The organism is Streptomyces sp. NPDC017993 (assembly GCF_044328065.1).
Classification (GTDB): domain Bacteria; phylum Actinomycetota; class Actinomycetes; order Streptomycetales; family Streptomycetaceae; genus Streptomyces.
The window spans coordinates 455,719-474,992 of sequence record NZ_JBIRGO010000001.1 but is presented as its reverse complement, the minus strand read 5'-3'; the positions used below and the strand labels follow the sequence as shown (position 1 = coordinate 474,992).

Annotated in this window: 17 protein-coding genes and 1 tRNA gene; 7 read left to right on the top strand and 11 right to left on the bottom strand. The window is 71.3% G+C overall.

What is annotated here, in order from left to right:
- Positions 1–241: 241 nt before the first annotated feature.
- Positions 242–838, bottom strand: a complete 597-nt coding sequence (locus ACH4FH_RS02300) for a TetR/AcrR family transcriptional regulator (RefSeq protein WP_398553820.1) — start codon at positions 836–838, stop codon at positions 242–244.
- Between the two features lie 84 nt (positions 839–922).
- On the opposite strand from ACH4FH_RS02300, the gene ACH4FH_RS02295 reads away from it, so the two are divergent.
- A complete protein-coding gene (locus tag ACH4FH_RS02295) occupies positions 923–1,378 on the top strand; it encodes a DUF1707 domain-containing protein (protein ID WP_398553819.1) in 456 nt (151 codons plus the stop codon).
- Positions 1,379–1,728: 350 nt separating this feature from the next.
- Here the strand turns inward: ACH4FH_RS02295 and ACH4FH_RS02290 are convergent.
- The 7 genes from ACH4FH_RS02290 to galU form a co-directional block, all read right to left on the bottom strand.
- Positions 1,729–1,801: transfer RNA gene (locus ACH4FH_RS02290), tRNA-Ala, on the bottom strand.
- 75 nt (positions 1,802–1,876) lie between these two features.
- Positions 1,877–2,917: a hypothetical protein gene (locus tag ACH4FH_RS02285; protein WP_398553818.1), complete on the bottom strand. Its 1,041-nt coding sequence runs from the start codon at positions 2,915–2,917 to the stop codon at positions 1,877–1,879.
- Positions 2,918–3,068: 151 nt separating this feature from the next.
- The gene (locus ACH4FH_RS02280) at positions 3,069–3,674 is read right to left on the bottom strand and encodes a GNAT family N-acetyltransferase (protein ID WP_398553817.1); all 606 of its coding nucleotides are present in this window, start codon (positions 3,672–3,674) and stop codon (positions 3,069–3,071) included.
- 14 nt (positions 3,675–3,688) lie between these two features.
- The gene (locus tag ACH4FH_RS02275) at positions 3,689–4,189 is read right to left on the bottom strand and encodes a molybdenum cofactor biosynthesis protein B (RefSeq protein WP_398553816.1); all 501 of its coding nucleotides are present in this window, start codon (positions 4,187–4,189) and stop codon (positions 3,689–3,691) included.
- Positions 4,186–4,668: a cyclic pyranopterin monophosphate synthase MoaC gene (gene moaC / locus ACH4FH_RS02270; protein WP_393892519.1), complete on the bottom strand. Its 483-nt coding sequence runs from the start codon at positions 4,666–4,668 to the stop codon at positions 4,186–4,188. Before moaC ends, ACH4FH_RS02275 begins: the two co-directional genes overlap by 4 nt.
- Before the next feature lie 59 nt (positions 4,669–4,727).
- On the bottom strand, positions 4,728–6,044 hold the full coding sequence (glp, locus tag ACH4FH_RS02265; RefSeq protein WP_398553815.1) for a gephyrin-like molybdotransferase Glp: 1,317 nt from the start codon (positions 6,042–6,044) through the stop codon (positions 4,728–4,730).
- A 4-nt stretch (positions 6,045–6,048) separates the two neighbouring features.
- A complete protein-coding gene (gene galU, locus ACH4FH_RS02260; protein ID WP_398553814.1) occupies positions 6,049–6,951 on the bottom strand; it encodes a UTP--glucose-1-phosphate uridylyltransferase GalU in 903 nt (300 codons plus the stop codon).
- Positions 6,952–7,095: 144 nt separating this feature from the next.
- Between galU and ACH4FH_RS02255 the strand changes: the two genes are divergently transcribed.
- On the top strand, positions 7,096–7,707 hold the full coding sequence (locus ACH4FH_RS02255; protein ID WP_398553813.1) for a 5-formyltetrahydrofolate cyclo-ligase: 612 nt from the start codon (positions 7,096–7,098) through the stop codon (positions 7,705–7,707).
- Positions 7,708–7,823: 116 nt separating this feature from the next.
- Here the strand turns inward: ACH4FH_RS02255 and ACH4FH_RS02250 are convergent, their stop codons facing one another.
- The gene (locus tag ACH4FH_RS02250; protein WP_398553812.1) at positions 7,824–10,541 is read right to left on the bottom strand and encodes a penicillin acylase family protein; all 2,718 of its coding nucleotides are present in this window, start codon (positions 10,539–10,541) and stop codon (positions 7,824–7,826) included.
- 185 nt (positions 10,542–10,726) lie between these two features.
- Between ACH4FH_RS02250 and ACH4FH_RS02245 the strand changes: the two genes are divergently transcribed.
- The 5 genes from ACH4FH_RS02245 (at position 10,727) to mscL (ending at position 16,692) form a co-directional block, all read left to right on the top strand.
- Positions 10,727–12,337 (top strand): potassium/proton antiporter, encoded by a 1,611-nt coding sequence (locus ACH4FH_RS02245; protein WP_398553975.1) that lies wholly within the window; start codon positions 10,727–10,729, stop codon positions 12,335–12,337.
- 359 nt (positions 12,338–12,696) lie between these two features.
- On the top strand, positions 12,697–14,088 hold the full coding sequence (locus tag ACH4FH_RS02240) for an MFS transporter (RefSeq protein ID WP_398553811.1): 1,392 nt from the start codon (positions 12,697–12,699) through the stop codon (positions 14,086–14,088).
- A gap of 69 nt (positions 14,089–14,157) precedes the next feature.
- Positions 14,158–14,517: an FmdB family zinc ribbon protein gene (locus ACH4FH_RS02235; protein WP_398553810.1), complete on the top strand. Its 360-nt coding sequence runs from the start codon at positions 14,158–14,160 to the stop codon at positions 14,515–14,517.
- 111 nt (positions 14,518–14,628) lie between these two features.
- Positions 14,629–15,462, top strand: coding sequence for an S-methyl-5'-thioadenosine phosphorylase (locus tag ACH4FH_RS02230; RefSeq protein ID WP_398553809.1), 834 nt, complete (start codon positions 14,629–14,631; stop codon positions 15,460–15,462).
- 732 nt (positions 15,463–16,194) lie between these two features.
- Positions 16,195–16,692, top strand: coding sequence for a large conductance mechanosensitive channel protein MscL (gene mscL / locus ACH4FH_RS02225; protein ID WP_398553808.1), 498 nt, complete (start codon positions 16,195–16,197; stop codon positions 16,690–16,692).
- Positions 16,693–16,732: 40 nt separating this feature from the next.
- Here the strand turns inward: mscL and ACH4FH_RS02220 are convergent, their stop codons facing one another.
- Together ACH4FH_RS02220 and ACH4FH_RS02215 are read right to left on the bottom strand one after the other, a co-directional pair.
- Positions 16,733–17,038, bottom strand: a complete 306-nt coding sequence (locus ACH4FH_RS02220; RefSeq protein WP_398553807.1) for a hypothetical protein — start codon at positions 17,036–17,038, stop codon at positions 16,733–16,735.
- A gap of 591 nt (positions 17,039–17,629) precedes the next feature.
- A complete protein-coding gene (locus ACH4FH_RS02215; RefSeq protein ID WP_398553806.1) occupies positions 17,630–19,192 on the bottom strand; it encodes an alpha/beta fold hydrolase in 1,563 nt (520 codons plus the stop codon).
- Between the last annotated feature and the right edge of the window lie 82 nt (positions 19,193–19,274).

The window sequence follows — 19,274 nt, the reverse complement described above, 5'->3', positions numbered from 1 at the left end:
TCCTGGTCCCGGCAGATCAGCGTGGCCACCGGCTGCGGCGGGACGGCCGGGGCGGCAGGCCACCAGCCTTAGTGGCGCGGCATCGCCACCCGCTACGAGAGGACGGCGACCATCTACCCGGCCGGACTCCACATCCCTGGCGTCTTCCTGTGGTCCGGTGATCCAACGAAAGCCCCGCCTGAGGTGGACGCGCCGCGGGTCCGGATCGACGGCCGCTCCGGCACGCCCCGGTCTCCCCTGCCTACTCGCGGAGATGCCGGGCTGTCCCATGGCCCGGGATCAGGCTGTCCAGCGCCTGGTCCAGGACTGTGAGCAGGTGCTCCCGCTCGTGCGGGGCGTACAGCATGCGCAGTGCCAGGCCGTCGGACAGTGCGATGACGGCATCAGCGACGACCGCCGCGTGGGTTTCGTGCCCGGCCGACTCCAGCCAGGTGGCCAGTGCCTGACGGGTGTCTAGGTCGACCTGCTGCCGGATCGCGGCAAGGCGGGGGTGGTGCGCCGCGTGGACGGCGAAGGCGAGTTGCGCGGTGGCCTCGGCGCGTCGCTCGGCGTCCACGGGGAGCGTGGTCAGGATCAGGTCACGCAGCGCCTGGCGCAGCGGCAATGCGGTGTTCACCTCGGCCATCCGGCGCTCGATGCGCTCACCGGCCAGCTCGGCGGCGAACGTGAGCATCTCGTCCTTCGTGCGGAAGTACTTCTGAACGGCGCCGGGGGAGCGGCCCGTTGCGGCGGCCACGGTGCGCACGCTGACCTCGTCGAGGCCGCGTTCGGCGACCAACTGGAGGAGGGCCGCACCGATCTGCCGGCGCTGCTCCTCCCTGTCGACGATCTTGGGCATCGGTTGCGCTCCCATCTTTGAGATACAGTCGTATTCTAACCTCCCGTCAGGTGAGGTACTGCGCGGAGCCGAAAGGAGACAGCGGTGGAGGACCGACGTGAGCCTGCCGTGCCCGCTGTGCGGGTCTCGGACCGCGACCGCGACGAGGCGCTCGGTGTGCTGGCGGCGGCACTGACCGAGGGGCGACTCGATCAGCACGAGCACGAGATCCGTTCCAAGCGCGCCCTGCAGGCGCGTACGGCCGCCGAACTCGCCGCACTGTCGGCCGACTTACCCGCACCGGCGCCGACCCGCTCGGAGCAGGACCGCAAAGACCTCAGGGAGTGGCTGGCCGAATGGCGCTATTGGCTCGGTGGTGCGGTGATCATGTCCGGGATCTGGGGCGCAGGCTGCGCGCAGAAAGGAGAGCTGACCTCCTACTGGCCGGTCACGCCGCTGGGGGTGTGGGCGGCCGTGCTGATCGCCATCGCCATCTGGCCGCGCGACACGGACGACAGCGATGAAGGAGAAGGTGGTCGCACTGTGGCCCACCGAGGCTGAGGGTCGGATCAGGTCGCGGGGAATCGACCGCATCTCCTCAGCGCCGCAGATGCGCGTGCCAAGGCCCCGCGTCTGCGGCGTGATCCACACGACAGGCCCCAGGCCCTCGCCGCGCATGCCGACACCATCCGCGCCCGTCGGCGTCCCGGGCGAGGCAGCGGCCGGGGCTCCGCCCCTCCGGGATCGGCGTGCTTCCTCAGCCGACAGCTCGGCCCACCAAGGACCGCTGCCAAGCATCACCCCGGACGGGATCGAACAGCCCCCGGAAACGACAAAGATCCCGACCGATCATGTAGATCGGTCGGGATCTCGTCAACCACTCCCGAGCTGACTCAAGAACAGTTGCGCGGTGGACCTGAGGGGACTCGAACCCCTGACCCCCTCGTTGCGAACGAGGTGCGCTACCAGCTGCGCCACAGGCCCTTGCGACGAGTGAAACTCTAGCATCTCGATCGCGGTGCTCGGAAATCGCTTCCGGTGCTGGTCAGCGAAGGGCCGTCACTCGTTCGCGGCGCGCGGGCGCTCGTCGTCCTCGTACTGGTCGAAGAGCGGGGTACGGCCGCGGGTGCGGCGGCCGGGGGTGGCGGGGCGGTCCTGCTGCGAGGTGTCCGGCTGGGGGTGATCGGGGGCGGCGCTGGAGCGGGCGGAGCTCCAGGCGTCGTCGGCTTCGAGGTCGACGTGGCTGGTGGCGCGCGGCGCGACCGGCGCGGTGACATACGTCGGAAGGGGGACCGGAACGGGCTCCCAGCTGCCGGACGCGGGGCGCGGGCGCTCGCGTTCGCGCTGCTGGTCGACCCACTCGGCGTGGTCGGTCTCCTCGACCAGGGCGCGGCGGCCCGCGGTGTGCGCGGGTGTGGCGGCGCGCGGCGGTTCGGGGGCGGCAGGGGCGGCGAGGTCAGTGCGGGCGTCGCCCGGGTGGTCGTCGGCGGGCGGCTCGTCGGCCGCCGGCTGAGGGCGGGGCCTGCCCTCCCGCAGCCGTCGCGCCGCCGCCTCCGCCTGGCGCTGGTCCATGGTGAAGGTAAAGCGGCGCCGTTCCTGGCTGCGCAGGTAAATGATGTACGCGCTCAGGAGGAGGGCCGGGAGGCCCGGCGCCCAGAGGAAGGCGATGCCGCCGACCGCGGCGACGATGGCGCCGATGGTGAAGGTGAGGAAGAGGATCGTGATGGTGCGCCGGCGGCGGGCGAGGACCTTGGCGCGCTTGGTCCGCTCGGCGGCAGTGGGGCGCGAGGGGTTGGGCTTGATGCGGGTGTGGGTGGCGGCCTCGGAAGGCGCGGGGTCGCCGAAGGGCCGGACGTCGGCCGCGTCGGCCGCGGCGTCCGGGTCCCGCTCGTCGCCCGCATCGTCGGCGGGGCACTCCTCCAGCCCCTTGGCGTAGCGGCGCTGCATGGCCGCACGTCCCGACAGGAGCCGGATGGCAGTGCTGAAGCGCTCGGTCGGACGGGCCTCGTTGAGCTCGTCCTGCCTACGGAGCCACATCGGCACCAAGTAGGCGGCCCAGGCCCCGACGATGACTGCGTAGATGAGGCCGCTGCTTCTCACAACTCACACGGTAGAGGGGTTTGCGTGGGGCCATCCGCCAATTGAGCCGGTGTGTCGCACGATCTGGCTGATATCTCGAACTTTTTTTGTGATTGTTGAGATCAGCAGCTCGCGAACCCGGTCATTCGGTGAACAATTTCGAACACATATTTTATTTGTGGGGTGTGCCGGGCTTCTCGTGCCGCCAGCGGTGCAGCAGCCCCTCGGGCACCTCTTCGGCGGTCAGGGCGAATACCGCGTGGTCACGCCAGCCGCCGTCGATGTGGAGGTAGCGCGGGCGGAGGCCCTCATCGCGAAAGCCGAGTTTCTCCACCACGCGGCGGCTGGGTGCGTTCTCCGGCCGAATGCAGACCTCGATGCGATGCAGGCCGACCGAGCGGAAGCAGTGGTCGACGGCGAGCGCCACGGCGGTCGGGATGACACCGCGGCCGGCGACCTCCCGGTCCACCCAGTACCCGATATGGCCCGAGCACATCGACCCCCAGGTGATGCCGGCGACGGTCAGCTGGCCGACGAGCCGGCCGCGGTACTCGACCACGAACGGCAGCATCCGGCCGGCCTGTGCCTCGGCGCGAAGATGACGGACCATCTGGCGGTACGTCGGGCGGTGCGGCAGTGGAGCGCCGGGCGGAGGCGGCGGGATGGTCGCCTCCCAGGGCCGCAGCCAGTCGCGGTTGCGGCGGTTGACCTCACGCCAGGGCCGGTGGTCGCGCAGCTTTATCGGGCGGAGGGAGACATCTCCGTCCGTCAGGACCACCGGCCAGGACGCGTTCAGCTCGGACTCCCGGACGGTCTGGGGTGGTCGCCGCCGCGGACCTGGTCGACGGCGTGCGGCAGGAGGTCGGCGAGGACGGCGAGACCGTCGCGGACGCCGCCCGTCGAGCCGGGCAGGTTGACGATCACGGTGCGGCCGGCGACGCCGGCCAGCCCGCGGGAGAGCGCCGCGGTCGGGACCTTCGCCCGCCCGGCGGCGCGGATCGCCTCGGGGATGCCGGGGATCTCGTGGTCCAGGACGCGGCGGGTGGCCTCGGGGGTGTGGTCGGTGGGCGAGATGCCCGTGCCGCCGGTGGTCAGGACCACGTCGTACGCGGCGGCGACGGCGGCGCGCAGGGCCGCCTCGACCGGGTCGCCGTCCGGGACGACCTGCGGGCCTTCGACCTCGAAGCCCATGGCGGTCAGTCCGTCGACGAGCAGCGGGCCGCCCTTGTCCGGGTAGACGCCGGCGGCGGCGCGGTTGGAGGCGGTCACCACCAGGGCGCGGGGCGCGGTCACGGCCGGCTCCAGTCGCCGGACTTGCCGCCGGTCTTCTCCTCGACCCGGATGTCGGAGATGACCGCGGCCTTGTCGACGGCCTTGACCATGTCGACGACGGTGAGGGCGGCCACCGAGACGGCGGTCAGCGCCTCCATCTCGACGCCGGTGCGGTCGGTGGTCTTGACCGTGGCGGTGATCTCCACCGCGTCGTCGGCGACCGAGAGGTCCAGCTTCACACCGGAGACGGCGAGGGGGTGGCACAGCGGGATGAGGTCGGGGGTGCGCTTGGCGCCCATGATCCCGGCGATCCGGGCGGTGGCCAGGGCGTCGCCCTTGGGCACGCCCTCGCCACGGAGCAGTTCGATGACACGCGGCGAGACCAGGACGCGGCCGCGGGCGCGGGCGGTGCGGGCGGTGACGTCCTTGTCGGAGACGTCGACCATCCGGGCCGCGCCCGCCGCGTCGAGATGGGTGAGGTGTTGCTGGCCGCTGCTCATCGTTCTCCCGGTCCGGACTGCCGCCTGTGCGACGACACCGTACCCGCAGTGGCCGCGGGCTACCCGAGCAGTACGACGTCCACGGTGTCCCCCTGGGCGACCTCGGTGACGTCCTCCGGAACGATGATCAGGGCGTTGGCGTGCGCGAGTGCCTTGATCAGGTGGGAGCCGGCGCCGCCTACGGGGGTGACCTGGTCGGCCGCGGGGTCGTAGGAGCCGCGCAGGAACTGCCGTTTGCCCCGGGGTGAGGAGGCGATGGCTTCGGTGCACTCGGCGCGTGCGGTGGGGCGGTGCACCTCGCGAAGGCCCATCAGGGCGCGGATGGCGGGGCGTACGAACAGCTCGAAGGAGACGTAGGAGCTGACGGGGTTGCCGGGCAGGGCCAGCAGCGGGGTGCGGTCGGGGCCGATGAGGCCGAAGCCCTGCGGTTTGCCGGGCTGCATGGCGAGCTTGCGGAACTCCACCCGGCCCTCCTCGGCGGACAGGCCGGCCAGGGTCTCCTTGACCACGTCGTACGCGCCGACGCTGACGCCGCCGCTGGTGACGAGGATGTCGGCCCGGATGAGCTGGTCCTCCAGGGTGGCGCGCAGCGTCTCGGCGTCGTCGGCGACGGCCCCGACGCGGTAGGGGATGGCTCCGGCGTCGCGGGCCGCGGCGGTGAGCTGGAAGCTGTTGGAGTCGTGGATCTGGCCGGGACCCAACGCCTCGCCGGGCTGGACGAGTTCGCTGCCGGTCGACATGACGACGACCCGGGGGCGGGGGCGGACCTTGACCGAGCCGCGGCCGATGGCGGCGAGCAGGCCGATCTGCGAGGGCCCGAGGACCGTGCCGGCCCGCAGGGCGCTCTCCCCTGCCCGGACATCGCTGCCGCGGGCCCGGATATGGGCGCGCTCGGCGACCGGGCGGTGGACGCGGACCTCGCCCGCGGCGCCCTCGGGGGCGGCGCTGTGGGCGCGCATCGTGGCGGCCGGTCCCTCGCCGGTGCCGCCGTCGGTCCACTCGACCGGGACGACGGCCTCGGCGCCGGGCGGCACCGGGGCGCCGGTCATGATGCGGGCGGCCTCGCCGGGGCCGACGGGCGGTAGTTCGCCGTTGCCCGCCGCGACATCGCCGATGACGATGAGGGCGGCGGGGAACTCCTCGGTGGCGCCCGCGACATCCGCGACACGGACGGCATAGCCGTCCATGGAGCTGTTGTCGAACGGCGGCAGGGCGACCGGGACGGTGATGTCCTCCACCAGGACACAGCCCTGGGCGTCGAGGAGTTGCAGCTCGATCGGCTCCAGCGGGTGGATCTTCGACAGGACGTCGTCGAGATGCTCGGCCACCGACCAGACGCGGTCCTGGTGGCTGGTCTGGCCGGTGGTGCCGTTCAACGTGTTACATCTCCTCGGTGACGAAACTGCGCAGCCAGGTCCTGAAGTCCGGACCCAGATCCTCACGTTCGCATGCCAGTCTGACAATGGCACGGAGGTAATCACCACGGTCGCCGGTGTCATAGCGGCGGCCCTTGAAGACGACGCCGTGCACCGGGCCGCCCAGGGACGGGTCGGAGGCCAGTGCCTGGAGGGCGTCGGTCAGCTGGATCTCGCCGCCGCGGCCGGGCTCGGTCTTGCGCAGGACCTCGAAGACGGCCGGGTCGAGGACGTAGCGGCCGATGATGGCGAGGTTGCTGGGGGCCTCGGACACCGCGGGCTTCTCCACCAGATCGGACACCCCGACCACGTCGGGGTCGTCGGTGGGGATGGCGGCCGCGCAGCCGTAGAGGTGGATCTGTGCCGGGTCGACCTCCATCAGGGCGATGACGGATCCGCCGTGCTGCTCCTGCACCTCGATCATGCGCTGCAGCAGCGGGTCGCGGGGGTCGATGAGGTCGTCGCCGAGGAGCACCGCGAAGGGCTGGTCGCCGACGTGCGGCGCGGCGCACAGGACGGCGTGGCCGAGGCCCTTGGGGTTGCCCTGGCGTACGTAGTGCATGGTTGCCAGGTCGCTGGATTCCTGGACCTTGGAGAGCCGGGATTCGTCGCCCTTGCGGTGCAGTGCCTCTTCGAGTTCGTAGTTGCGGTCGAAGTGGTCCTCGAGCGGGCGCTTGTTGCGGCCGGTCACCATCAGGACGTCGGAGAGTCCGGCGGTGGCCGCCTCCTCCACCACGTATTGGATGGCGGGCTTGTCGACGACCGGGAGCATCTCCTTGGGGGTGGCCTTCGTGGCAGGGAGAAACCGGGTGCCGAGGCCGGCTGCGGGAATGACAGCCTTGCTGATCCGCGTGTGCGATGGAGTCATGCGCGCCACCATAACCGGCCCTATCGGAAGGATGATGAGGGTCTGGTGAATACAGCATGAGAAGGGGAGCAAGGGCGCACTGTGAGCGTGGACAACGATAGAAAGCGCAGGTTGCGGCGGGATCTCCTGGAGGTTAGGAGGTCATTGCCGCCGGGTGTCGTCTCGGATACGGGTATTGCGCTGGCCCGGCGGACGCTGGAATTGGACGAATTGCGGGCGGTGGGCGGGACGTCCGGTCCGCGCGATACGGAAAAGGCCCCCGAGGCGCCGCTCCCGATTGCCGCCCTGACCGTCGCCGCGTATGTCTCGATCGGCTACGAGCCGTCCACCCATGAACTGTTGGACCGGCTGCGGGCGGCCGGGGTGCGGGTGCTGCTGCCGGTGCTGCTCCCGGACAACGATCTGGACTGGGCGGCGTACGAGGGCGCCGCGCGTCTGCTGCCGGCCGCCCGTGGGCTGCTGGAGCCGGACGGGCCGCGGCTGGGCCCCGAGGCCGTGACGGGGGCCGATGTGGTGCTGCTGCCCGGTCTGGCGGTGGACGGCCAGGGGCTGCGGCTGGGGCGCGGTGGCGGCTCGTACGACCGGGTGCTGGCGCGCCTGGAGCGGGCCGGGGCCGATCCGGCGCTGGTGGTGCTGCTCTACGACGCGGAGGTGCTGTCGTCGGTGCCGGTCGAGCCGCATGACCGGCACGTGCATGCCGCGGTGACCCCGTCGGCGGTGCACCGCTTCGCGCGGGCGGAGGGCCTGGGGCCCTGAGGCCGGGCGTGGCGCGAGCCCTGCGCGCCCGGATGCTCCCCTGTACGCCGTGGGGCGGGCCGGAAGGTTCCGGCCCGCCCCACGGCGTTCGGTACGGCGGCGGTGCCGCCGCGCCCCTACGGTGACAGCGTCAGCGTGTCCTTGGCGGCCTTCTTGACGGCCTGCTCGCTGAATGCCCAGGGGAGCAGCTCGCCCTTGGCCCACTTGTCGGTCTGGTCGTAGTAGTGGGCGCTGTAGGCGTGGCCGGAGGCGCCGGTGAGGTTGATCCAGCGGGACTTGTCGAGGTCGGCGAGGTTGACGACCATGCGCATCGACGGGACCCAGGTGACCTTGTAGCCGCCCGCGGCGTTCCAGCCGGTGGCGTCGACCGCGGCCTCGCCGCCGCCGAGGTTCCACGGTCCGCGGTTGAACAGGCCCTGCAGGAAGCCGGGCCCATCGGTGCCCAGGGTCTGGTTCTTCAGGAACATCTGGTGCAGCCGTCCCCAGCTCCAGTTGTCGATGTTCTTGCCGAGCTTGCTGGTCAGCTCGAAGCGGGCTTCCTGCATGGCGTGCGCGAGGAGCTGGTCGCGGTTGGCGTCGCCGGGCCGGCCGGCCCGGTCCTCGGTCTTCCACCACTCGTTGCCCGGGTCGTCGAGGAGCGGGCGGACCACCTCGTACCAGCGGTCACCGCCGTCGGGCTGCGCGGAGTCGGCGGCCCGCTCGCCGCATTCGCGGACCAGCTTGTCGAGGTCGTCGGCGGGGCCGGTCTCGTTGGCGGGGCGGACGTTGAGGCACTGGCCGTCGACCCGCAGTTCCTTGGGCATCTTGTTGCCGAAGGCGAGCTTGAGGGTGTTGCGCCAGACGGCGTTGAAGTAGGCGGCCGCGGCGGAGTCGGGCTCCTGGGTGAAGTCCCAGCCCTCCAGCAGCTGCTGGGCCTCGCGGACGTACGGGTCCTTGATGTCGATCTTCGTCAGGTAGGGCGTCAGCAGCCGGGCGATCTCGCTGCTGTTGTCCATCTGGAAGGTCTGCATGTCGTCCGTGGAGACCTTGCCGCCGTCCTTGATCTTCGACTCGATGAGGTCGTTGATCCGCTGGCTGCGGGCGCCGTAACCCCAGTCCTTGGTGAGGAGGTAGGGGTACTTGTCCTCGTCGACGACGGCCTGGTTCGCGGTAACGATGTAGCCGCGCTGGGGGTTGTACTCGTAGGGCAGGGCCTTCTGCGGGATGTAGCCGGTCCAGCGGTACTTCGGGTCCCAGCCGGGTGCCGGGAGGGTTCCGTCGCCCTTGCCGCGGACCGGGATGGTGCCCGGGGCCTGGTAGCCGATGTTGCCCTTGGTGTCGGCGTAGATCAGGTTCTGCGAGGGCACCTCGAAGTGCGCGGCGGCCTTGCGGAAGCCGTTGAAGTCCTTGGCCCGGTTCAGTTCGAAGACGGCGTCCATGGACTTGCCGGGGTTCAGCGCCGTCCAGCGCAGCGATACGGCGTAGCCGTCGCCGCGGTCCGGTGCGGCGTTGCCGACGGGGGCGGCCTTGCCGACGGTGGACAGCTCGTCGTCGCGGTCGGAGACGATCGGGCCGTTGTTGGTGGACCGGACGGTGATCTCGCGGCTGGTTCCGCCGGCGACCTTGATGGTCTCCTTGCGGGTCGTGAACGGCTGCTGCTTGTTGTCGTAGAGGTAGCCCTCGGAGTTGATCTTCTCCAGGTACAGGTCGGAGACGTCCGCGCCGAGGTTGGTCATGCCCCAGGAGATGTCCTGGTTGTGTCCTATGACGACGCCGGGCATTCCGGCGAAGGTGAAGCCGGAGGCGTCGTAGTTGCAGCGGGGGCCGGTGGTGCGACAGTGCAGGCCCATTTGGTACCAGAGTGAGGGCATCTGCGGCGCGAGGTGCGGATCGTTGGCGAGCAGCGGCTTGCCGGTGGTGGTGTGGTCACCGGAGACGACCCAGGAGTTGGAGCCGATGCCGTTGCCGTTCGGGCCGAGCAGCGCCGGGATCTCGTCGAGGGTCTTGGACAGCGAGGAGAGCTGCGACTGCAGTCCGACGGTCGCTCCCGCGCCGGTGCCCGACGGGGTGGCGTTGGCCGTGGTCTTGGGCCGGAATTCCTTGGTGGCCGGGTCGACCGTGCCGCCTTCGACGATCGGCTTGTTCCGCTTGTACGGGTACTTCGGGTAGAGCTGCTCGATCTGCGCGGCGCTGAAGCGACTGGTCATCAAGGACCGGTCGATCTCTTCCTGCATGTTGCCGCGCAGGTCCCAGGCCATCGCCTTGAGCCAGGCCACCGAGTCGACGGGCGTCCACTTCTGGGGCTTGTAGTCGTTCTGGAAGTCCAGCGCCGCGTACTCCAGGGACAGCTCCGAGCCCTCGTGGTCCTTGAGGTAGGCGTTGACGCCGTCGGAGTACGCCTGGAGGTACTTCTTGGTGCTGGGCGACAGCTTGGTGTCGTACTCCTTCTGCGCCACGTCACGCCATCCGAGGGTGCGCAGGAAGGAGTCGGTCTCGACCTGGTCCTTGCCGAACATCTCCGACAGCCGGCCCGACGTCATGTGGCGGCGTACGTCCATCTCCCAGAAGCGGTCCTGGGCCTGGACGAACCCCTGGGCGCGGAAGAGGTCCTCGTCGGTGTCGGCGTAGATCTGCGGAACGCCGCGTGCATCGCGCGAGACGTCGACCGGGTTGGTCAGGCCCGGGAGTTTGAGCGAGCCGGTGGTCTCGGGGAACGAGGCGCGCACCGTGCTGACGCCCCAGAACGCACCGAAACCGATGCCCGCCACGAGCAGAAGCACGACCGTGATCAGTACGAGGCGGCCGCGCCGCCCTTTCTTCTTCTTGGGGGCTGGGCCGGACTTGTTGGCGGGCATCTCTGTCCTTCGAGGGGCAGGGTGGGAGTGCTGGAGCAACCATAGGCGCACGGGTTCGGCGACCCCTACGCGGAGTCACCACCAGCACGTCCAACTTTCAAGTAATGGTAAATTGTTAGTCTCAGTAACTAGATACGGTAAGGAAACGCCCCGCGCCCGCTACCCGTGCAAGGAGGGACCAGCTCCTGACTGTCGACCACCTCAACGAACTCCTGCTGATCTGCTCGGTCGTACTGCTCATCGCGGTTGCTGCGGTACGGCTCTCCTCGCGCAGCGGGCTCCCCAGCCTGCTCATTTACCTGGGGATCGGCATCGCCATAGGGCAGGACGGTCTCGGCGGCGTCGTCTTCGACAATGCGGAGCTGACCCAACTCCTCGGCTATGCGGCCCTGGTCGTCATCCTCGCCGAGGGCGGCCTGGGCACGAAGTGGAAAGAGATCAAGCCGGCGCTGCCACGGGCGGCGCTGCTCTCGACCCTCGGTGTCGCGGTGAGCGTAGGGGTCACCGCGGCCGGAGCGCACTACTTGGCCGGTCTGGAATGGCGTCAGGCGCTGCTGATCGGCGCGGTGGTGTCCTCGACGGACGCCGCCGCGGTCTTCTCCGTGCTGCGCAGCGTCCCGCTGCCCGCACGCCTGACGGGCATTTTGGAAGCCGAATCCGGCTTCAACGACGCCCCCGTGGTCATCCTCGTCGTGGCCTTCTCCGCGGCGGGACCCTTCGAGCACTGGTACGTCCTGCTCTGGCACATCGCCCTGGAGCTGGCGATCGGCGCCGCCATCGGCATCGCCATCGGCTGGGTCGGCGCGTACTGCATGCGGCACGTGGCGCTGCCCGCGTCCGGCCTCTACCCGATCGCGGTCATGGCCATCGCCGTCTCCGCCTACGCGGCCGGCGCCCTCGCGCACGGCTCCGGCTTCCTCGCCGTCTATCTGGCCGCGGTGATCCTCGGCAACGCCAAGCTGCCGCACGCCCCGGCCACCCGCGGTTTCGCCGAAGGGCTCGGCTGGATCGGCCAGATCGGCATGTTCGTCCTGCTCGGTCTGCTGGTCACCCCGCACAAGATGCTCGACGACATCGCGCCCGCGCTCGTCATCGGCCTGATCCTGACGATCGTCGCCAGGCCGACGTCGGTGTTCGCGAGCCTGCTTCCGTTCCGGATGCCCTGGCGGGAGAAGGCCCTGCTGTCCTGGGCGGGGCTGCGGGGTGCGGTGCCGATTGTGCTGGCCACCATTCCGATGGTGAGCGACGTCCCCGACAGCGAGCGGGTCTTCAACATCGTCTTCGTTCTCGTCGTCGTCTTCACCCTCATCCAGGGGCCGACCCTGCCGTGGCTCGCCAGGCGGCTGCGGATCGGTGCGTCCGGTACCGCGGGCGAGACGGCCGACCTCGGCATCGAGTCGGCTCCGCTGGAGCGGCTGCGCGGCCATCTGCTGTCCACGTCCATCGGACCCACCTCCCGGATGCACGGCGTCGAGGTCGGCGAGCTGCGGATGCCCGCGGGTGCGGCGGTCACCCTGGTCGTACGGGACGGCACCAGCTTCGTGCCGGCGCCCACGACGGTGCTGCGCCACGGGGATGAACTGCTGGTGGTGGCCACGGACCCGGTGCGCGACGCGGCCGAGAACCGGCTGCAGGCCGTCTCCCAGGGCGGCAAGCTGGCCGGCTGGCTGGGCACCGGGGGCGGCCGCCCCTCCCCGTCCGCCGGTGGCCAAGGGCCCAAGCGGCACGGTGGCACCGTCGCCCGTCGCCCGGGGGCCCCACGGGACCGGCACCCCAAGGGCCACGATCACCGCTGACCGCCGCCGGGCGCCGTCGACTGCCGCTGCCCGCCGCTGCCTGCCGCTGCCCGCCACTGCCCGCCCGAATGTGCCGTAGATCTCCACGGATCCCAAGGAAATCCACGTGAAGCCCTGGTTAATCCCAGGGCTTCACGCGCTTCGGCCTGTAGTATGAAGAGGCAAATCAACGAACCACCTCTGCCTGACGCAGAGCTGGCGCGACCGCTCGGCGGCCGCGGTCCCCTGCCACACGCAGCCACCACCTCACCGGTGCGGACCACGCGGTATCACTCGGTCCTGCGCGAGAGGACAGCTCTCGGCGCGTTCCCGTGACGACCTCGCGGCTGCGTGCTACCAGGCAGCAGAAAGGCCCGGCCGTGGCATCCGCGGTCAAGGAATCCCGTCCCGGATACGGACAACTGCTACGCACCCCCGGTGCATGGACGTTCCTGCTGCCCGGCTTTCTGGCCCGGCAGCCCTTCGCGATGCTCACCATCGGCATCGTGCTGCTGGTGGAGAGCACCACCGGCTCGTACGGCACCGCCGGCACGGTGTCCGCCGCGACCGGTGTCGCGATGGCCCTGTTCGCCCCCCAGGGCGGCAAGCTCGCTGACCGCTTCGGCCAGCGCGCGGTACTGCTCCCCGGTGTGCTGGTGCACGTCGCGGGCGTCGCCGCGCTGATCACCCTGGCCCTCTCCCATGCCCCCCTGTGGGCGCTGCTCGCGGTGGCCGTGCCCACCGGCGCCTCCACCCCGCAGGTCGGCCCGATGGTGCGGGCCCGCTGGGCTTCCCGGCTGGGCGGTTCACCGCTGATGCCGACGGCGGCCGCCTTCGAATCGGTGACCGACGAGTTCACCTTCGTCGTGGGCCCGGTGCTGGCCACCGCGCTGTGCACCGGCATCCACCCGGCGGCCGGCCTGATCGCCGAGGCCGCGCTGACCCTGGCCGGCGGGCTGCTGTTCGCCTCCCAGCGGCGCAGCCAGCCGCCCGTGCACCGGGCCGCCGCCGGCGACGGGCCGCGCGTCTCGGCGCTCTCGATCCCCGGCGTACGCGTCCTGATCGTGGCCTTCCTCGGCATCGGCGCCGTCTTCGGCGGCATGCAGGTCTCGCTGACCGCCTTCACCCAGAACATCGGGCAGCCCGGCATCAACGGCGTGCTCTACGGGATCTTCGCGGGCGGCAACATGCTGGCCGGCATCGCCTGCGGCGCGATCGCGTGGAAGGTCGGCCCGCGACGGCGCCTGCTGGTCGCCTACGGGCTGCTGGCGCTGGCCACCACCCCGCTGTGGGCGGTGACCGCGGTTCCGCTGCTCGGCGCCGTCGGCCTGGTCGTCGGTCTGTGCATCGCCCCGGCCCTGATCACCGGCTACACGCTCGTCGAGTCGCTGGTCCCGGCCACCGCCCGCACGGAGGCCTTCACCTGGCTGACCGGTGCGGTCGCGCTGGGCCAGGCAGCCGCCGCCACCGCGGCAGGTCAACTGGCGGACGGCTTCGGCCCGAGCGCCGGATTCCTGGTGCCGCTGGCCGGTACGGCGCTGGCCCTGACGGTGCTGCTGGCGCTCCGCGCGCACCTGCTGCCACGCTCCTCGACCTTGATCGTCGGCTCTGCCCCCGCCAGCTCCGCGACCGCCGGCGGCCGGGCCTCCCGCGACACCGAAACCGGCCCTCTCGACGCCTGCGAACCGGCCGCCGACGCCTTGGCGCAGGGGTCGCGGGAGGGCGACAACGGACGTGGAGTCGGTCACCGTACGCCGGTCACAGTGGACTGACGGGCGGGAATACTGCACTATGGATCGTCGTTAGCACTCAATGTCTGAGAGTGCCAGGAGGAAGTCACAGTGCCGACCTACCAGTATCAGTGCACCGAGTGCGGCGAGGGCCTCGAGGCGGTGCAGAAGTTCACCGACGACGCGCTCACCGAGTGCCCGGGCTGCAACGGACGCCTCAAGAAGGTGTTCTCCGCGGTCGGCATCGTCTTCAAGGGCTCCGGGTTCTACCGCAACGACAGCCGCGGCTCGTCGTCCAGCAGCAGCCCCGCGAAGACCGCCTCCTCGGACGCGTCGAGCTCCTCGTCCAGCAGCTCCGACAGCAAGCCGTCCTCGACTTCTTCGTCGTCTTCGTCGTCCTCTTCGAGCACGTCGTCCTCGTCGTCATCCGGCAGCAAGGCGGGCTCCACGAGCAGCAGCTCGGCCGCCTGACACGCTTCCTCCCGCGCCCCGCCGTCGCCGACGGCGGGGCGCGTCGCGTTCCGGTGTCCGACGCACGCATCCGCTGTCCGGCAGCCGACCTGCCCCGATAGTGTGACCGGCATGGCTGACGCGGAGATTGGCGTTATCGGCGGCTCGGGGTTCTACTCCTTCCTCGACGACGTGACCGAGATCACGGTGGACACTCCCTACGGGAGCCCCAGCGATTCGCTGTTCCTGGGCGAGGTGGCGGGCCGCCAGGTCGCGTTCCTGCCGCGGCACGGCCGCGAGCACCACCTCCCGCCGCACCGCATCAACTACCGCGCCAACCTGTGGGCGCTGCGCTCGGTCGGCGTCCGACAGGTACTCGGCCCGTGCGCCGTGGGCGGCCTGCGCCCCGAATACGGCCCCGGCACGCTCCTCGTACCGGACCAGCTCGTCGACCGCACGAAGGCCCGCACGCAGACCTACTTCGACGGCCAACCGCTGCCCGACGGCAGCGTCCCCAACGTCGTTCACCTGACCTTCGCCGACCCCTACTGCTCCGCCGGGCGCCTGGCCGCGGTGGCCGCCGCACGCGGCCGCGACTGGGAGCCGGTCGACGGCGGCACCCTCGTCGTCATCGAGGGCCCCCGCTTCTCGACCCGCGCGGAGTCCCGCTGGCATGCCGCGCAGGGCTGGTCCGTGGTCGGCATGACGGGCCACCCCGAGGCCGTCCTGGCCCGCGAACTGGGCCTTTGCTACACGTCATTGACGCTGGTCACCGACCTGGACGCGGGCGCCGAGGCGGGCGAGGGCGTCTCCCACGGCGAGGTGCTCAAGGTGTTCGGCCAGAACGTCGGCCGCCTGCGCGAGGTGCTCTTCGACGCGGTGGCCGCCCTCCCCGAGAACCTGGAACGCGACTGCCTGTGCGTGGGCGCCCACGACGGCTGGGACCTGGGCATCGAGCTGCCTTGAGGGCAGGGGCCTTGCTCTGATGGCCGCGACCTCGCCCCTCGTGGGCCCGGGCCCGGCCTCGCCCTGAAGGCCCCCGGCCTCCCCTGACGGGTGGCCGAGTTGTCCACAGGAGCTTGGCTGTCCACAGCGCTGCGCGGGCCGCGGCGGATTCCGGCACGGTGGTGATCGCCGGGTCCCCATCCCCCACCGCAGGCGGTGATCACCATGCTCCGTTCCTCCACCGACCCACAGCTCTTCCCGCCCCCGCTCCCCGCGCCCCCCTTGTGTGAAGTGCCGCACTTTCCTCCGGTGCGGGCGGGCGGCGGGAGGCGCCGGTGGCGGCCCACGACCCGGCTGCGGGTGATGGCCGCCGGCCTGGCGATGGCAGCCGCAGCACTGGCCTGCGGGCTTGCGCACGGTGCGGCGGGCACGTCATCCGGCCCGCTCTGCCCGCTTCCCGCGGCCGACGGAGGGCGGTAACCGTGCGCCAAGATCGAGTGGCATCTGTCCGGATCGCACGGAAAACTTCTCCGAGTGGCGGGGCACCTGCCGCATGCCCCTGGGGGCACGCCCGCAGGGCCGGTATCGACGTCCGGGTCCACCCATTACCCGACATCCGCCGGAGCCGCACCGACGCGCCGGCCGATCGCTGGTTCGTGTCGCGCGATTGGACACCTCCGCCCTGCCCTGCCGTAAGTTGCGGTGCTGACCGTTTGTGCACCGTCCGTAGTGAGCATGGAAAGAGGCCGCAAGGTGAGCGAGAACCAGGGCGTCATTCAGGGGTTCAAGGAATTCCTGATGCGCGGCAACGTCATCGAGCTCGCTGTCGCGGTCGTTGTCGGTGCGGCGTTCACGAACATCGTCAACGCCGTGGTCAAGGGCGTCATCAACCCGATCATCGGCGCGCTCGGTTCGCAGAACCTCGACAACTACAAGGCGTGCCTCACCACCTGCCACATCGACGCGAAGACCCACGAGTACACCGACGGGATCTACATCCTGTGGGGCTCGGTGCTCAGCGCCGCCCTGACGTTCCTGATCACCGCCGCGGTCGTCTACTTCCTCATGATCCTGCCGATGACCAAGTGGAAGGCCCGCCAGGACGCCAAGAAGCAGATCGCCCCGGCGGACCCGACCGAGATCGAGCTGCTCGCCGAGATCCGCGACGCGCTGGTCGCGCAGCGCGACGATTCCTTCGCTCCGCGCTCCTCCACCTCGGCCACCGTCATCGCGCAGAAGCGACCTCATTAGCAGGCACCCCGGACCGGCACACGCCGCCCCATCGCCTCGCTCAGAGGTGGTGGGGCGGCTTTTCGTCGAGGAAACGGGCCAGATCGGCGGCGCTGTCGGAGCCGCCCGCGGGCCGCTCTCCCCAGCCGCGGTCGGTGTCGTCCGAGGACTGCCGGCTCAGCGGATCGTCGAAGATCAGGGCCGCGGGCCGGGAGGCCGGGCGCGCGGGGGCCGAGGCGGGCGCGGAAGGCGTTGCCGGCTCGCCGGTCTCAGCGGAGGTCTCCGCGGCGGGCTGCTCCGTGACGGGCTGCTGTGCCTCGGGGGCCGGGGAGGACTCGGCCGGTTCGGGTTCGGGGGTGGTGCTCACCTCTTCAGGGTACGGGCGTACGGCCCGCGTGCGGGCCCGGCCGCAACCTCGACGGCCTCGCATCGACCGAGTCACCGGCACATCTGCCTCGTCGATACGCCGACCGGCAAGCCGTCACCCGTGCCTCGGGGTGCCCGCCAGGGCAGCCGCCGGTGGCCCCCGAGGCACCTTGCCCCGCCATTGCCGCGGGCCTCTATGCCCGCACGACCGCCCCCCGGGCGGCCCTCGTCCGTCGGGGGTGCCGACCCGGCGAGCGTCCGCCCTGGAGGTGGGGCTGCCGCCTGCGAGAGGACCGGCAGCCGGCAGACAGCAGCCGGCCGCCAAGAGCCGATGGCCGATAGCTGCCGGCAGCCGGCCAATAGACGTTAACCGCCAGCCGTCTGCGCCTCCACGCCAAGGACCTCGCGGGTGAGCGGCCTGTTATGCCGCCCCGGCGGGGTGAGAACGGCCGCGCGCGGCGCGGAGGGTGAGCCGCGTGCGGGCCGGAAAGCGCTCGCGGAGTACGTCCCCGCGGCAGCCCGCTGGGGTATGCCCAGGCCCGCGCAGTGCATGGGTCAGGGCAAAAGCCCAGGCCCGCGCAGTGAGCGTCGGTCAGGGCAGGCCCGGGCCTGCGCAGTGCATGTCGGTTGGCGGTGATGTGCCGTTGAGGAGGTAGTTCGCGACCGTGTCGTCGACGCAGGCGTTGCCGCGGCTGGCGAAGACGCCGTGGGAGTAGTCGTTGTCCAGGGTGATCAGCCGCGAGCCGGGGAGCGTGCGGCGCAGGGCGTGGGCGCCTTCGAGGGGCGTGACCGGGTCGTGGGCCGAGGCGACGAGGAGGGCGGGAGGTGCGTGGGGGCTGCCGAGCGGGGTGCGCGGGGCGGGCCGGCGGTCCCAGTAGGCGCAGGCGGAGGCTTCGAGTCCGGTGAGGATCGGCAGGGGGTCGAGTCGGCGCAGCCCGCGGATGTCGGCGAGCACTTCGGCGGGGGCGGGTCCGGGTCCGTCTGCGCATTTCACGGTGCGGTTGGCGGCTTCGTACGTACGGGACGCCGGCCCGGCGAAGTCCTCGGCGGGGCGTAGCCCGGTGACGGTGCCGTCGCGCAGATAGCGGTGCAGGCCGTCGCCGAGGGCCGCCCAGCGCTCGGTGCGGGCGAGAGCGCGGTAGACGGTGCGGTCGAAGGCGGCGGGGCCGAAGCCGTCGACGGGGTGACGTGCGAGGCCGGCGCGTACGCGGGTGTAGGAGGTGCGAACGGCATGGGAGGTGCTGCCGAGGCCGTAGCGGTCGGGGTCGCGTGCCAGCCGGCGGAAGAGGACGGCGCGTTGGCGGAGCAGTGCGCGGGCCTGGCGGACGTCGAAGTCGTGCCACGACCAGGGGCCGACGACGCTGTCGAGGACCATCCGGCCGACGCGGTGGGGGTGGGCCGCGGCGTAGGCGGCGCCGAGGTAGCTGCCGTAGCTGACGCCGAGGAAGCCGATGGTGGGTTCGCCGAGGGCGGCGCGCAGCGCGTCCATGTCGTGGGCGGTCTGCTCGGTGGACAGGTGCGGCAGTGCGGCGCCGACGGTGTGGGCGCAGTCGGCGGCCAGGCGCCGGAGCCTGTCGAGGTGGGCCTGTTCCTCGTGGCCGTCCCGGGGGACGGGGTCGGCGCCGGGAGCGTCGAAGAGGCTGCCCATGGGGCCGCAGTCGGCGGGGGCGCTGAGGCCGGTGCCGCGGGGGTCGAAGCCGATGACGTCGTAGGCGCGCTGTACGGACGGCGGGAGTTTGGCGCGTTTGGTGACGGCGTACGGGAGGCCGGAGCCGCCGGGTCCGCCGGGGTTGACCAGGAGGACGCCGCGGCGTTCGGCCGGGGTGCCGGTGGCTCGGACCCGGGAGACGGCGATGTGTATCTGTCGGCCGTGCGGGTCGTGATGGTCGAGGGGTACGGCGAGCCGTCCGCAGGTGACCCGGGCGGGTGGGGCGGGGTCAGGGACCGAGCTGGGGCATGGCCCGAAGGTGAGGGCCGGCGGTGGGGCGGGGGCGTCGCGTGGGGTCGCGGGGAGGGGTGAGACCGCGGTGAGGGTGACGGTAACCGCCAGGGAGAGCACGGCGGTTGTGGGCGCCGCGTGGCGGCGTCGGGATATCGGCCGCAGCGGGGGCCGGAGGCGTGGGAGAAGTCGTGGCAGGAGGAGTGGGGAGGGCATGCGGCGCTCCATCGGGGCAGGATCAGACATGACAATGAAAATGATTATCGATATCGTGTGGGTTCGGTCAACCGGATCCACG